Here is a 13,152-nt window from a genome sequence, read left to right as displayed (position 1 = left end):
GCCATGCGCGTGCCGCATGGCGGCGCGATAATGGCGGCCTGTCCGTTCGCCTGACGAGGCTTCCATGCGCCATTCCCTGCTCGCCGGCCTGCTGCTGGCCTGCGCACCGCTGACCGCGGCCGCTTCCTGCGTGGAGGGCCTGGTATTCGATGACGCCAACGGCAACGGTGTGCGCGACGCCGCCGAGCGGCCGCTGCAGGGCATCCGCGTTTCCGACGGCGAGCACATCGCCATCACCGGCCGCGACGGCCGCTATCGCCTGTCGGACTCGGCGCAGCCCACGGTGTTCGTCATCAAGCCCGCCGGCCGTCGCGCCGCATCGCGCGCCGACGGACTGCCGGACATCTGGCGCCCGCGCGCGGGCGAAAGCGAAGGCGGGCAGTGCCGGCCGTTCGCGCTGGTGCCGCAGCCGGACGCGCCGGCCAGCTTCCAGGCGCTGGTGATGGCCGACAGCCAGACTTCCAGCCCGCTGGACGTGGATTACTTCGAGCGCGACATCGTCGCGCCGCTGCGCGGCCGTCACTCCGCGCGGCTGGGCATGACCCTGGGCGACATCACCAACGACGATCCGGCGCTGTACCCGCTGCTGGTCAGGGCGGTGACCTCGCTCGGCGTGCCGTGGCTGCACGTGCCCGGCAACCACGACATGGACCTGGGCGCGCAGAGCGATGCCGCGTCGCTGGACAGCTTCCATCGCCAGCTCGGCCCGGACACCTATGCCTGGGAAGAGCCGTCGATGGTGTTCATCGGCCTGGACGACGTCGTCGCCCGGCCGGGGCAGAAGCCAGCCTATGTCGGCGGCCTGCGCGAGGACCAGTTCGCCTTCCTCGAACGCTACCTGCCGACGGTGCCGAAGGACCGGCTGGTGGTGCTGGGCCTGCACATCCCGCTGTTCGACCACGCGTTCCGCGCCGAAGACCGCGCGCGCCTGTTCGCGCTGCTGGAAAAGGTGGAGCACCCGCTGGTCCTGAGCGGGCATACCCACAACCAGAACCAGGTGTTCTGGAACGCGGCGCAGGGCTGGAACGGCGCCCGGCCGCTGCACGAGTACAACGTAGGCGCGGCCTGCGGCGCGTTCTGGTCCGGGGTGAAGGATGCGCAGGGCATCCCCGACACCACCATGTCCGACGGCACGCCCAACGGCTATGGCCTGCTCAACGTGCAGCCGCAGGGCCGCTACAGCGTGGAATATCGCGCCGCGCGCGCGCCGGAGGACGAGCAGATCGCCCTGCATGCGCCCAGGGTGCTGCGCCGTGGCGCGTACCCGGCGTGGGGCGTATACGCCAACGTGTACATGGGCCACGACGGGGTGCCGGTGGAGTTCCGCGTCGATGGCGGCGATTGGCAGGCGATGAAGCGCGTGGAGCAGCCCGACCCGCGGCTGCTGGCCGAGAACGTGGCCGACGACCAAGCCGCGCGACTGCGCGGCTACGACCGCTCGCCCGAGGCCACGCCGTCCTCGCACCTGTGGCGCGCGGCGTTGCCGACGAAGCTGGAGGTGGGCGAGCACAGCGTCGATGTGCGCGCCACGCTCGACGGCCGCGAGTACCGCAGCCGCACGACGTACCGCCTGGAGGATGCGCGCCCCTGAGCGCGGGGCTCAGGGCTGCGGGCGCTGCAGCCGCCTGTGTACGTCGGGCAGGCCGATCAACGCGGCGCTGCCGTAATAGGCGTGGTATTCGGCCACCATCTCGCCGTTGACCAGCACCGGGTCGGTCGCGGCGAGCCGGCGCGCTTCCTCGATGTCGGCCACGGCGAAGACGAACAGTCCGCGCCAGCCGTCCACGCCGTCCAGCGGGCCGGCCAGCACCAGCTTGCCCTCGTCGGACAGCCGCTGCATGTTGGCGAAGTGGCCGCGGAACATCGCATCGCGCTCCGGTCCGGCCGGCATGGGTTTCGGCCCGGTCTTGAGGATGACCAGCACGTAGGCGCGCATGCCGCGCTCGTCGGCGCCGAACTTCGCTGCCAGCGCCGCGTCGTACGCCGGTGGCTCCGCCGCGTGCGCTGCCATCGGCAGGGCGGACAGAAGCAGGGCGGCGAGCAGGCCGGCGCGCGGGACGGTCATGGCGTTTTCCCCAGGAGCATGTGCCGGCATCGTAGCGCAGAGCGGCCGCTACACTGCGGCTCTCCCGAACGGCGATCCGCTGCATGCCCATGCTCCGTACCCTAGCGCCCGTCCTGCTTGTCCTGGCGCTCGGCGCCTGCCGCCTGCCCTCGCTGGAAGACGCGCAGGGAACGGCCGAGCCGATGGATGCCGACCGCGTGCTGATCGGCCGGGTGCAGGGGGCCGGGGCCGCCAGCCCGCTTTCCGGGCAGGATGTGGTCATCGAGGGCGTGGTCGTGCGCAGCCTGATGGGCGACGGCGACGACGTCGCCCAGGCCATGGGCGAGACGCTGGGCGAGGGCAACCGCGGCCGGGTGGTAGGCTGGTTCGTGCAGGACGAAGGCGACGGCGATCCGACGACCTCCGACGCGCTGTTCGTGATGGACCAGGGCTACGACACCCGCATCAACCTGCCGGCGGAAGCCGAATACACGCTGCGGCTCGGTTCGCTGGTGCGCACCGGCGACCGCGTCACGGTGCGCGGCACGGTGGCGGAGCGCCCCTGCAAACCGCCGCCGAGCAGCCGCGCAGCAGCGGCCACCGCGTGGCGCGTGGCGACCCCGCCGGCAGCATGACCTCCGTCCTGGCCCACGCCATCACCCTGCTGAGCCGCGCGCGATCGCGCGCGCGCCATCGCGCCGGAAGCCGTGGCCCCCACGCGTGCGCACGAGGAAGCGGTGGAGGGCATGCGCCTGCAGGCGCCCGGCCCGGCGGCGCAGCCGCGCTGATCCGGCGGCACGTGTGCCGGCTGTCTAGCTAGCGCGACCTGGTGCCGGCCGGCGCCGTATTGCCGCCGGCTGGTGGCGCGTGCACGAACGGATACGGTACCGGCGCGCTCGCCGGCAGCCCGGCGCGCCAGCGCGCCAGCACCGGTGCGATCGCGGCGCCGGCGGCGAACTGCGGGTGCGAGGGCCGTTCGCCTTCCTGCCTTTCGCGGCGGCGCACGGTGTCGCGGGCCATGCCGTAGGCGGCGGCGAAATCGTCGGTGGCGTTCAGCGCCTCGACCAGGAAGGCGCGGCCGAACCAGGTGGCGCTGTCGCTGTTGCCGCAACCGAAGGAGGGGCGGTCGCGGCGCGCGGCGGTGATGACCATGCGATCGGGTGCCTTCAGCACCGGCACGAAACCGCCCGAATAGCAGGCCGAGACCACGATCACCGCATTGCCGATCTTCGCCTCGTCCAGCAGCTGCGCCAGATCCTCCGGGGCCAGGTAGTCCTCCTGATCCGGGCCGGTATGCAGGTAGACGCTGCTGTCGTCCAGGCCGTGGCTGCTCAGGTACAGGAACAGTACGTCCTCGCGCGGGTCCAGCACCTGTCCCAGCCCGTCCAGCGCGTAGCCGATGCTCTCGTAGGTGGCCAGCGGCAGGGCGCCCTCGCTGGTGAGCGGGCCCGGCTGGTTGGCCAGCGCCAGCATGCGTCCGGCCGCATTCCAGCGCCGTGCCGACAGCTGCCGCAGGTAGGCCACTTCGTTGCGGAACACGTCCTCGTCGGCGTCGCCGGCCACGCCCAGCACGTACAGGTCGGTCACGCCCGGACGCTGCGGCGGCAGCCGCGCCAGCGCCGCATCGAGCAGGGCCAGCTGCGCGCCCTCCAGCTTCGGCGTGGTCGGTTCCCAGGGCGGGGCATCCGGCGTCTGCGCCAGCGCCGGCCAGATCGCGCAGACCAGGGCGCAGGCGAGTGCGATGGCGCGCGAATGCCGGGCGAGGCGGATCAGGGCGGTGGCGGCTGCGGGCATGGAAGCGGCGTGGGCGGAACGGGACGATCCTATGCGCTGGCGGCGGGAAGAGGGAACCGCTGCCGCTCAGCCCAGCGCGTCGCGCCAGTTCAGCCACCAGGCCTTCGGCGGGCGCGGGATCTGCTCCCACCACAGGTTCATGGCGTGCACGCTGCCGCGCAGCCACGCCGCGCGGTGTCCGGGTGGAGGCGGGGTGTCGAACATCGCCGCCAGCGTCGGGTAGAGCGGCCCGGAGGCCAGCGCCGGGTAACGGGTGAGCAGGGTGAGCAGGGCGAACCGGTCGGCGGCCGTCGCCTCGCGGGCGATCAGCGCCTCGGCGCCGGCGGGGCGCTGTCCCGCCGCCATCGCCCGGTCGAACCCGGCGATGGCCGCGCGGAACCCGGCGCTGGCGCCCGCCGCCAGCGGAATGCCGCTGCGTTCGGCGGTGAAGTCGAGCGTCGAGCCGGCCGGCACCAGGGTTTCCTGTCCTTCCACGCTGTGCATGACCCAGCCGCTGGTGACATGGATCGTGCCGTCGCCCCGCGGCGTGCGGCTCATCTCGAATTCGCATCCCAGGTCGACGGTTTCGCTGGCGCCGGCCGCGATGCCGAAATGGCCCGGCGGCGCCCAGATGCGCGCGCGGACGCGGCCTTCCAGCAGTTCGAGGCGGTGGTGGCCGCTGCGCGTATCGGAGAGCCGGATCCGCGTGTGCGGCATCACCTCCATCTGGCCGATGCGCGCGACCCGCAGCGTCGCCGACTGCGTCGCCGCCGTGGTGAGCGTCTGCCCGACCGCCAGCGCCGCCGGCAAGGTACGTGCATCGGCCTCGATCGCCCACTGCCGGTGCTCGCTCCAGTGCAGGCGCCACGGCACCCACGCGGCGACGGCGGCCATGCACGCGGCCAGCGCCGCGGCCGCGGCCAAGGGAAGGAGGCGCCGCCGGCGCGGCGCAGGCGCGGCCGGTAGCGGCCCGGGAACATGACGGTAGGCGGCCAGCATCGCCGCCAGGCGCTCGAGTTCGCCGTCGCCGGGCAGGTCCGGGTCCCACAGCGGATCGGGTGTCTCAACCATCGCTCGTTTCCTCCTGCCGGGCGACGCCCAGCGCATCGCGCAGCCGCTGCATGCCGCGGTGAAGATTCACCCGCACCGACTGCGGGGTCAGTCCGGTGAGGCTGGCGATCTCCGGGCCGCTGAGGCCTTCGACCAGCCGCAGGATCAGGGTCTCGCGGTAGGCCTCGGGCAGGCGGCGGATCGCATGCAGCGCCTGGCCCGCCTGCGCCATCGCCTCCGGCCCGGCGCCCGGCCACACCGGCTCGTCCGCGTCGGCCAGCGCGCGTTCGTCGATGGCCGCGGCGGGCCGGTTCCGGCGCGCGATCATCGCGATCCACGGCCCGAAGCGCGCCGGCTCGCGCAGCTGCTCCAGCCTGCCGAAGGCGATGACGAAGGTTTCCTGGGTCAGCTCCTCGGCCCGCGCGCGCGGCGCCATGCCCAGGTGGATGGCATGCACCAGCGGGGCGAAAGTGCGGTAAAGCCAGGCGAACGCCGCCTGCGACCCGCGGCGGGCTTCCTGTACCTGCCGGGCGATGTCCAACGGGAGGGTCGCGGCCTTCATGTCCTGGAGGGTGGGTGGGACACGGGAAAAGAGGGGGCGTCGGCGGGCAGTGTTAACACGGCGGCGCGGTTAACGCCGCGGCGCCGGCGGCGCTCTTCATCGGCGAACCCCGCCTGGAGCACCCGCATGCACCGATCCGCATCGCCATCGATCCCGCACCCCGCCGCGCGCCCTGCCGTGCGCGCCGCCCGCGTGCTTGCCCTGTTGCTCCTGCTGGCCGCCTGCAGCGGCGTCGGCGCCGGCGCCACGCCGGTGGTCGGCCTGCCCTGCGAGGACTGCGAGGTGCCGTTGATCGGCCTGCCCGCCGCGCCGGCGGCCACGGTCCGGCTGGCGCCCGCCGACGAGCCCGGGCAGCCCCTGCGCCTGCACGGGCGGGTCACCGACTTGCAGGGGCGGCCGCGGCAGGGCGTGGTCGTCTACGCGCACCAGACCAACCAGCAGGGCATCTACCCGGGCGAGAAAACGGACGACGCCCCCGGCATCGGCCAGCATGGACGGCTGCGCGCGTGGGCGGCCACCGATGCCGACGGGCGCTACGCGTTCCTCACCGTGCGCCCCGGCAGCTACCCGGGAACACGCATGCCCCAGCACATCCACCTGTACGTGATCGAGCGCGGCTGCGCGCTGTACTACATCGACGACGTGCTGTTCCGCGACGACCCGCACCTGACCGCCGCGGTCGCGCGCAAGGCGGCGCAGGGACGCGGCGGCCCGGGCATCGTCGCGCCGACGCGGGCCGCCGACGGCTGGGAAGCGACGCGCGACATCGTGCTGGGCCGGAACATTCCCGGATACCCGGGGTGCGCGCCGTGAACGGCCGCCGCGCGCAGCGTCATCCGCTGGCCCTGCGCCTGCTGCACTGGCTGCTCGCAGCGCTGCTGGCGCTGCAGGTCGCGCTCGGCTTCGCGGCCGAGCATGCGGCCACGCCGGCGCTGTCCGAAGCGCTGTTCCCGCTCCATTTCCGGCTGGGCGTGCTGATCCTGTGCCTGACGCTGCTGCGTCTTGCCGTGCGCCTGTGGCTGCCGGCACCCGGCCACGTCGGCGGGACGCGTTGGGGCGCGCGGCTCCGCGCCTGCGTCCACGGCCTGCTGTACGGGCTGGCGCTGGTGCTGCCGGTCAGCGGCCATGTCATCTGGGTGTGGATGGGCGCGGACCGGACCCTGTTCGCCGGTGTGCAGGTGCCGGCCCTGTTCGTCCCGCCGGCCGACGAAACCGGGCGCGCCATCGCCTGGTACGTGCATGTGTATGGCGCCTGGGCGCTGTCGGCCCTGGTCTGTCTGCATGTGGCAGCCGCGGTGTCGCGCCAGCTCCGTCAGGGGGATGGCTTCATCTCCCGGCGCATGGGGTTCGGCGCGCTGCCCGGCGAGGCCGCCGACGGCGGGCCGGCCCGACGCGCCGGCGCGGCGCCGCAGGTGGGGGAGTGAAACCGGCATCCGGCGGAGGGGCGCCCGCCGCCTGCCGGTGCGGGCTCAACCCCACCGCAGCCAGAAATAGATCGGCAGGCCGGCCACGACCAGGCCGGCGCCCCACAGCAGCGCCTCGGCGCCGATGCCGCCCAGCGCGTACAGGCTGAAGGCCAGCGCGCCGGCCGCGGCCAGCCGCGAGCGTCCGCCGGTGCCGCGCCACAGCCAGGCGGCGGCGCCGGCGAGGTAGGGCAGCAGGGTGGCGGCGGTGGACAGCAGCACCGAGAACTTGAACAGGTCCACCAGCGAGCGGTTGTAATTGCTGATCACCAGCACCGTGGCCAGCAGGCAGCTGACGATGACGCCGAAGGCCGGCGCGCCGCGGCGGTTCTCGCGGGCGAAGGCGCGCGGCAGCACGCCGTCGCGGGCCGCGGCCATCGGCAGCTGCGCCGACAGCAGGGTCCAGCCGTTGAGCGCGCCCACGCAGGACACCGCCATCACCACCGCCAGCAGCACGCCGGCCGCCGGGCCCCACAACGCGGCGGCGGCGTCGGCCATCGGCGCGCTGGAACGGGCCAGCACGTCGGCCGGCAGCAGGCCGAGCACGGTGGTGCAGGCCAGTACGGGGGGCGACGCCGGCCAGGGCGGTGCCGGCCACGGTGGCGCGGGCCACGGTGCGCGGCGCGTCGTCCACCGATCCGGCCGGCACGGTGGCCGCTTCCAGGCCGATCATCGCCCACAGCGTCAGCGCCACGGTGGCGCCGGCCACGCTGCCCAGCGATTCCCCGCTGGGGTTGAACGGCACGTAGCGGCCGGTGTCGACGAACCACAGCGCCACCAGCCCGAACAGCAGCAGCGGCACCACCTTCAGCACGGTGGTCAGCAGCTGCAGGCGGCCGGCCTCGCGCAGCCCGGCCAGGTTGACGCCGGCACACAGCCACAGCGCGACCAGGCCGCAGCTGGCCGCGCGCACCGGCGTGGCGGTCAGCGCGGGGAAGATGGCGCCGACGCTGCCGGCGAAGGCGACCGCGATCGCGGCGATGGCGCACCACATCGAGATCCAGTAGCTCCACGCCACCACGAAGCCGGGCAGTTCGCCGAAGGCGTTGCGCGCGAACACGTAGGGGCCGCCGGTCTGCGGCCAGCGCCGCGCCAGCCGGGCGAAGGTGACCGCCAGCAGCAGCGCGCCGCACAGGGTGATGGCCCAGCCGACCAGGGTGGCGGCGCCGTAGGGCGCCAGCGTGGCCGGCAGCAGGAAGGTGCCCGAGCCGATCATGCTGCCCACGACCAGGGCGGTGGCGGACCAGAAGCCCAGCGGGCGGTGCGAGGTAGTCATCGGATGCGCGGAGGAAGGCGCGGCCGCGGGCGCGGTGGCGCCGGACCGGGCGGAAGAGGGAGGAGGAACGCCTGCGTGGGCGGGCGCGGGATCGGGCGCGGATTATGACGGTTTGCTGGCACCGCCGCGACGGCCGCCGCGGCAATGACCTTTGGCCCTTTCCCCGGCCGGGGCGCTGCATGGACGCTGGCCGCTTCCTGTACCCAATGGATTGCCCGATGAAGCTCCGCCCCCTGGCCCTGTCCGTTTCGCTGTCCCTGGCCACCGCGCTGTCCGCCTGTTCCCCGTCCTCACAGCCGGCCGGCGGCGACGCCGCCAGCCAGGCGCCGCAGGCCGACAAGGCCGCCCGGCTCAACCAGCTCTACGCCGATTACTGGGAAGGCGTGCTCAAGCTCAACCCGCTGCAGGCCACCTTCCAGGGCGACAACCGCTACAACGACCAGCTGCCGGACTTCGGCTCGGCGCAGTTCCGCAAGCAGAGCCACGACTTCACCAGCGAATGGCTGGCCAAGGCGGAGAAGATCGGCGATGCCGGCCTGGCCGGGCAGGACCTGCTCAGCTACCGCATCTTCGTCGAGGAGCAGAAGCAGTCGCTGGAAGGGGAGAAGTTCCCGGGCTGGATGATGCCGGTCAACCAGATGGGATCGACCGTGAGCTACGCGGTGATGCTGGGCTCGGGCCAGGTCGCGCAGCCGTTCAAGACCGTCAAGGACTATGACAACTGGCTGGCCCGCGCCGGCCGCATCCCGGTGCTGCTGGACACCGAGATCGCCAACATGCGCGAAGGCATGAAGGCCGGGGTGGTGCAGCCGCGCGTGCTGATGGAAAAGGTGGTGCCGCAGTTCGACGAGATCCTGGCGGCCAAGGGCGCCGAGGACAGCCAGTTCTGGGGGCCGATCAAGGCGATGCCGGCGGACTTCCCGCAGGCCGACAAGGACCGCCTGACCGCCGCCTACCGCACGCTGATCGCCGACCAGCTGCTGCCGGCGATCCGCAAGCAGCGCGACTTCATCGCCAACGAATACCTGCCGGCCACCCGCGACACGGTCGGCCTGGACGCGCTGCCCGACGGCAAGGCGTGGTACGCCTTCAACGCCAGGGAAAGCACCACCACCGCGCAGACGCCGGAGCAGATCCACCAGATCGGCCTGAAGGAAGTGGAACGCATCCACGGTGAGATGCGCACGGTGATGGAACAGGTGGGCTTCAAGGGCTCGCTGCAGGACTTCTTCAAGTTCATGCAGAACGACAGGCAGTTCGAGTTCACCTCCGAGCCGGCGCTGCTGGAGCACTACCGCGGGCTGGAAGCGAAGATCAACGCCAACGTGCCCAAGCTGTTCTCGCTGACGCCGAAGGCCGGTTTCGAGATCCGCCCGATCGAGGCGTTCCGCGCCAAGTCGGCCGCCGGCGGCGAGTACATGCAGCCGAGCGAGGACGGCAGCCGTCCGGGCATCTTCTACGTCAACACCTACGACCTGCCGACCCGCAAGACCTGGGACGCGGAAGACCTGTTCCTGCACGAGGCGATCCCGGGCCACCACTTCCAGCTGGCGCTGCAGCAGGAGCTGAAGGGCGTGCCGGCGTTCCGCCGCTTCGGCGGCGAAACCGCCTTCATCGAAGGCTGGGGCCTGTACGCCGAGAGCCTGGGCAAGGACCTGGGGGTCTACACCGACCCGTACAGCTACTTCGGCCGCCTGCAGGGCGAGCTGTGGCGCGCGGTGCGCCTGGTGGTGGACACCGGCCTGCACTCCAAGGGCTGGACCCGCCAGCAGGTGCTGGACTACATGTTCGCCAACTCCTCGGTGAGCGAGCCCGACGCGGTCGCCGAGGCCGAACGCTACATCGCCTGGCCGGGCCAGGCGCTGGCCTACAAGACCGGCGAGCTGAAGATCCAGGAACTGCGCCGGCGCGCGCAGGACAAGCTGGGCGACAGGTTCGACATCCGCCAGTTCCACGCCGAAGTGCTGAAGGACGGCTCGGTGCCGCTGGACGTGCTGGAAGAAAAGGTGGACGGCTGGATCGCCGCGCAGGGCGGCTGAGCCAGGGCACCGGCGGACGGGGCGCCGGCGCGGCCGCGTCGCCCCGTCCATCCCCGGCGCGGTCCGTGCGGCGCCGAAGCCCGTCGCCCACGTTCGCGGCGGCGTCCGCGCGACGCTCCGCGGGAAGAACGCACTGGTGCGGCCGGCGCCATCGCAGCGTGGCGGGGCTGTGTCACAGTACCCGCCATCCCCTTGAACGACTTTCCGGCAACCGGTCCGCGGCCCGCGCGCGCGCGCCCGGTTGCCGCCCTCGCAGATGACCCTGATCGTATCGTTGATCCTGCCGCTGCTGGCCCTGTGGCTGTGGTGGCCCGTGCCGTTCCCCGGCCGGCGGCAGCGCCGCTGGCATCTCGGCATCACCCTCGCGCTGGCCCTGGCCGGGCTCGGCTTCGCCACGTTGTGGCGCATGGACGTGCTTGCCTACGCGGTCGAAGCCTGGGTCCAGCTGGCGTTCGGCTGGGTGCTGGCGATGTTCGTGATGCTGCTGGCGTACCTGGTGCTGCGCGATGCCGGCTGGCTGCTGTCGCGCCTGGCGCCGCGCGGCTCGGCCCTGCGCACGCCGTGGCACGGCGCGCGCACGAACCAGGCTGCGGCCGCGGCGATCTTGCTGCTCGCCACGCTCGGCATCTGGAACGGCCTCAAGCCGCCGGGGGTACACGAGCGCGAACTGCTCGTGCCGGGCCTGCCGCAGGAACTGGACGGCCTGCGCATGGCGGTGCTCGCCGACCTGCACGCCAGCCCGGTCAAGCGCACCTGGCGCACGCGGCGCGTCGTCGATGCGGTGATGGCCGCGCGGCCGGACCTCATCGTGCTGCCCGGCGACATGGTGGACGGCGAAGTGGAGGACACTGCGGCATTCGTCGCGCCGCTGGCGGAACTGGCCGCGCCTTACGGCGTGTGGGTGGCGCCGGGCAACCACGAGTACTACCACGGCTACCGGCGCTGGATGGCGCACTTCCGCGGCCTCGGCCTGGGCGTGCTGGAGAACCAGACCGCCAGGCTCGACATCCGCGGCCGCACGCTGGCGGTGTCCGGCGTGGGCGATCTGGCCGCGCTCCGGCCCAGCGCCTACATGCGCGGCGGGCTGGCCCCGGACCTGCCGGCGGTGATCGCCGCGGCCAGGGGCAGCGATGCGCACATCCTGCTCGCCCACCAGCCCAAACAGGCGCGCGAGGCGGCGGCGACCGGCGCGTTCGACCTGCAGGTGTCCGGGCATACCCATGGCGGCCACATGCTGGGCTTCGACCGCTGGGTGGTGGCGCCGGCCAACCATGGCTACGTGCGCGGCGACTACCGTGTCGGCGGCATGACGCTGTTCGTCAGCAGCGGCGCCGGGCAGTGGGACGGCTTCACCGTGCGCCTGGGCGTGCCGTCCAGCATCGACGTGCTGGTGTTGAAGCGCGGGCCCGCGCCCGGCCGTTGAGGCGCCCCCGCTTCAGCCGTCGCCGGCCATGCTGCCGGGCTTCCTGTCGGGCATGAGCCGCGGCAGCGCGCTCACCACCGCCAGCGCGGCCAGGGTCGTGGCCAGCGCCACCATCTGCATGCCCATGCCGGCGGCCATGCCGATCGCGGCCGTCATCCAGATGCCGGCGGCCGTGGTCAGGCCCTGCACCCGTTCCTTGCGGTCCTGTTTGAGGATGGCGCCGGCGCCGAGGAAACCTATGCCCGAGACGATGCCCTGCATGACCCGGGTGACGTCCGCGCCGCTGATGCCCATCTGCAGCGGCGCCAGCACGAACAGCGCCGAGCCCACCGACACCAGGATGTGGGTTTTCAACCCCGCCGCGCGGCCCTTGCTCTCGCGTTCCAGCCCCAGCAGCCCGCCGAGAACGATGGCGGTGAGCAGGCGCGCGGCGACCACCGCCAGCGTGCCCACGTCGGGAATGGCGAACTCGGCGGCCAGCGCCTGGCCGACCTGTGCGGTGATGCTCATCGGATGCCTCCGGCGCGGATGGAATGCGGGTCGACGACGTCGTCCCGCCGCACGCTAGCATCGGGCCGATGCGGTCCGGGTGAGGGTCGCATCGGCACTGAGGCGGCGAGGCGCGGGCGGCCGATGGCGCGACCGCCGGCAGCAGGGCGCGCAGACGGCGACGGCCCCTTCAGGGGCCGTCGTCGCTTTCATGCGGCGCCTGGGCGCCGCGCGTTCAGAGCACGATCTGCTCGAAGTTCTCCACGCGCGCATGCCCGTGCGTGGCGTCGCCGGTGCGCGGCATCGGGTAGTCGTCGCGGCGGTCCAGCAGCACGGTGCGCAGGCCCGCCTCGCGCGCGGCGTCCAGTTCCTCGACAATGTCGGACAGGAACAGGATGTCGTGCGGCGCGATGCCGATGGCCGCGGCGATGCGCGTGTAGCTGCCGGCCTCGCGCTTGCCGCCGATCTCGGTATCGAAGTTGCCCGAAAACAGGCCGTCGAGGTCGCCGGCGTCGCTATAGCCGAAGAACAGCTTCTGCGCCGCCACCGAGCCGGAGGAATACACGTACAGCGGGAGGCCGGCGGCGTGCCAACCGCGCAACACCGCGGCCACTTCCGGGTACAGATGCGCGGTGTAGTCGCCGTTGCGGTAGCCGGCGTCCCAGATCATGCCCTGCAGCGCCTTGAGCGCGGTGTGCTTGCGGTCCTGGTCGATCCAGCCCTGCAGCGCCTCGACGATGACCTCGTCCTGGCAGGCGCTGGCGGCGATCTCGGTGGCGACGGCGTCGAGCCAGCGGCGCACCTCCGGCTCCTGGCCATGCGCGCGCACGAAGCCGGGCAGGGCGGCGCGGGCGTAGGGGAACAGCACTTCCTTTACGAAGGAGATGCTCGAGGTGGTGCCTTCGATGTCGGTGAGGATGGCGCGGGTGGTCATGCGGGGAGTCCAGTTCCTTTCCTTGCGGGGGGCAGCTTGGCAGGATTGCCAGGCTGCAGGGTGAAGCCGCCCGGAGGGTGAGGCACAGCGATGTGCCGG

General features: G+C 72.7%; 13 protein-coding genes and 1 pseudogene. 6 read left to right on the top strand and 8 right to left on the bottom strand.

The genetic code is table 11. The features are described 5' to 3' along the window. The first annotated feature begins 64 nt into the window (after positions 1-64). Positions 65-1,591, top strand: coding sequence for a calcineurin-like phosphoesterase C-terminal domain-containing protein (locus ABTV91_RS12320; RefSeq protein ID WP_433851705.1), 1,527 nt, complete (start codon positions 65-67; stop codon positions 1,589-1,591). A gap of 9 nt (positions 1,592-1,600) precedes the next feature. Here ABTV91_RS12320 and ABTV91_RS12315 read toward each other — a convergent pair whose 3' ends face one another. Then, positions 1,601-2,065, bottom strand: a complete 465-nt coding sequence (locus tag ABTV91_RS12315; RefSeq protein WP_433851704.1) for a YciI family protein — start codon at positions 2,063-2,065, stop codon at positions 1,601-1,603. An 89-nt stretch (positions 2,066-2,154) separates the two neighbouring features. On the opposite strand from ABTV91_RS12315, the gene ABTV91_RS12310 reads away from it, so the two are divergent. Continuing rightward, the gene (locus ABTV91_RS12310; RefSeq protein WP_433851703.1) at positions 2,155-2,679 is read left to right on the top strand and encodes a hypothetical protein; all 525 of its coding nucleotides are present in this window, start codon (positions 2,155-2,157) and stop codon (positions 2,677-2,679) included. A gap of 181 nt (positions 2,680-2,860) precedes the next feature. Here the strand turns inward: ABTV91_RS12310 and ABTV91_RS12305 are convergent, their stop codons facing one another. From ABTV91_RS12305 to ABTV91_RS12295, 3 genes are all read right to left on the bottom strand, one after another. Continuing rightward, complete coding sequence (locus ABTV91_RS12305) at positions 2,861-3,838, bottom strand: C13 family peptidase (RefSeq protein WP_433851702.1); 978 nt, start codon at positions 3,836-3,838, stop codon at positions 2,861-2,863. 66 nt (positions 3,839-3,904) lie between these two features. Then, the gene (locus ABTV91_RS12300) at positions 3,905-4,888 is read right to left on the bottom strand and encodes a hypothetical protein (protein ID WP_433851701.1); all 984 of its coding nucleotides are present in this window, start codon (positions 4,886-4,888) and stop codon (positions 3,905-3,907) included. Then, positions 4,881-5,429 carry an RNA polymerase sigma factor gene (locus ABTV91_RS12295; protein ID WP_433851700.1) on the bottom strand — a complete coding sequence of 183 codons (549 nt, stop codon included), beginning with the start codon at positions 5,427-5,429 and terminating at the stop codon, positions 4,881-4,883. Before ABTV91_RS12295 ends, ABTV91_RS12300 begins: the two co-directional genes overlap by 8 nt. Before the next feature lie 126 nt (positions 5,430-5,555). Between ABTV91_RS12295 and ABTV91_RS12290 the strand changes: the two genes are divergently transcribed. Together ABTV91_RS12290 and ABTV91_RS12285 are read left to right on the top strand one after the other, a co-directional pair. Then, a complete protein-coding gene (locus ABTV91_RS12290) occupies positions 5,556-6,242 on the top strand; it encodes a hypothetical protein (RefSeq protein WP_433851699.1) in 687 nt (228 codons plus the stop codon). Then, positions 6,230-6,853 carry a cytochrome b gene (locus ABTV91_RS12285; protein WP_433851698.1) on the top strand — a complete coding sequence of 208 codons (624 nt, stop codon included), beginning with the start codon at positions 6,230-6,232 and terminating at the stop codon, positions 6,851-6,853. Before ABTV91_RS12290 ends, ABTV91_RS12285 begins: the two co-directional genes overlap by 13 nt. A 45-nt stretch (positions 6,854-6,898) precedes the next feature. Here the strand turns inward: ABTV91_RS12285 and ABTV91_RS12280 are convergent, their stop codons facing one another. Together ABTV91_RS12280 and ABTV91_RS12275 are read right to left on the bottom strand one after the other, a co-directional pair. Beyond that, positions 6,899-7,438 carry an amino acid permease gene (locus ABTV91_RS12280; protein WP_433851697.1) on the bottom strand — a complete coding sequence of 180 codons (540 nt, stop codon included), beginning with the start codon at positions 7,436-7,438 and terminating at the stop codon, positions 6,899-6,901. 85 nt (positions 7,439-7,523) lie between these two features. Further along, positions 7,524-8,108: pseudogene (locus tag ABTV91_RS12275) on the bottom strand (amino acid permease); the annotation flags it as partial. Positions 8,109-8,386: 278 nt separating this feature from the next. Between ABTV91_RS12275 and ABTV91_RS12270 the strand changes: the two are divergent. Then, on the top strand, positions 8,387-10,207 hold the full coding sequence (locus ABTV91_RS12270; protein WP_433851696.1) for a DUF885 domain-containing protein: 1,821 nt from the start codon (positions 8,387-8,389) through the stop codon (positions 10,205-10,207). A 256-nt stretch (positions 10,208-10,463) separates the two neighbouring features. Beyond that, positions 10,464-11,630, top strand: a complete 1,167-nt coding sequence (locus ABTV91_RS12265) for a metallophosphoesterase (RefSeq protein WP_433851695.1) — start codon at positions 10,464-10,466, stop codon at positions 11,628-11,630. 12 nt (positions 11,631-11,642) lie between these two features. Here ABTV91_RS12265 and ABTV91_RS12260 read toward each other — a convergent pair whose 3' ends face one another. After that, positions 11,643-12,140 carry an MgtC/SapB family protein gene (locus tag ABTV91_RS12260; protein ID WP_433851694.1) on the bottom strand — a complete coding sequence of 166 codons (498 nt, stop codon included), beginning with the start codon at positions 12,138-12,140 and terminating at the stop codon, positions 11,643-11,645. A gap of 214 nt (positions 12,141-12,354) precedes the next feature. Continuing rightward, positions 12,355-13,053, bottom strand: a complete 699-nt coding sequence (mtnC, locus tag ABTV91_RS12255) for an acireductone synthase (protein ID WP_433851693.1) — start codon at positions 13,051-13,053, stop codon at positions 12,355-12,357. Between the last annotated feature and the right edge of the window lie 99 nt (positions 13,054-13,152).

Source organism: Stenotrophomonas nitritireducens, assembly GCF_050984405.1.
GTDB lineage: Bacteria > Pseudomonadota > Gammaproteobacteria > Xanthomonadales > Xanthomonadaceae > Stenotrophomonas > Stenotrophomonas nitritireducens_B.
Note: the sequence above shows the minus strand (reverse complement) of the source record. Positions and strands in the feature narration are given on the sequence as shown.

Coding starts and splice junctions, on each gene's coding strand:
- ABTV91_RS12260 (WP_433851694.1), bottom strand. CDS start 12,140: ATGAGCATCACCGCACAGGTCGGCCAGGCGCTGGCCGCCGAGTTCGCC.
- ABTV91_RS12270 (WP_433851696.1), top strand. CDS start 8,387: ATGAAGCTCCGCCCCCTGGCCCTGTCCGTTTCGCTGTCCCTGGCCACC.
- ABTV91_RS12265 (WP_433851695.1), top strand. CDS start 10,464: ATGACCCTGATCGTATCGTTGATCCTGCCGCTGCTGGCCCTGTGGCTG.
- mtnC (WP_433851693.1), bottom strand. CDS start 13,053: ATGACCACCCGCGCCATCCTCACCGACATCGAAGGCACCACCTCGAGC.
- ABTV91_RS12295 (WP_433851700.1), bottom strand. CDS start 5,429: ATGAAGGCCGCGACCCTCCCGTTGGACATCGCCCGGCAGGTACAGGAA.
- ABTV91_RS12305 (WP_433851702.1), bottom strand. CDS start 3,838: ATGCCCGCAGCCGCCACCGCCCTGATCCGCCTCGCCCGGCATTCGCGC.
- ABTV91_RS12290 (WP_433851699.1), top strand. CDS start 5,556: ATGCACCGATCCGCATCGCCATCGATCCCGCACCCCGCCGCGCGCCCT.
- ABTV91_RS12315 (WP_433851704.1), bottom strand. CDS start 2,065: ATGACCGTCCCGCGCGCCGGCCTGCTCGCCGCCCTGCTTCTGTCCGCC.
- ABTV91_RS12310 (WP_433851703.1), top strand. CDS start 2,155: ATGCTCCGTACCCTAGCGCCCGTCCTGCTTGTCCTGGCGCTCGGCGCC.
- ABTV91_RS12320 (WP_433851705.1), top strand. CDS start 65: ATGCGCCATTCCCTGCTCGCCGGCCTGCTGCTGGCCTGCGCACCGCTG.
- ABTV91_RS12300 (WP_433851701.1), bottom strand. CDS start 4,888: ATGGTTGAGACACCCGATCCGCTGTGGGACCCGGACCTGCCCGGCGAC.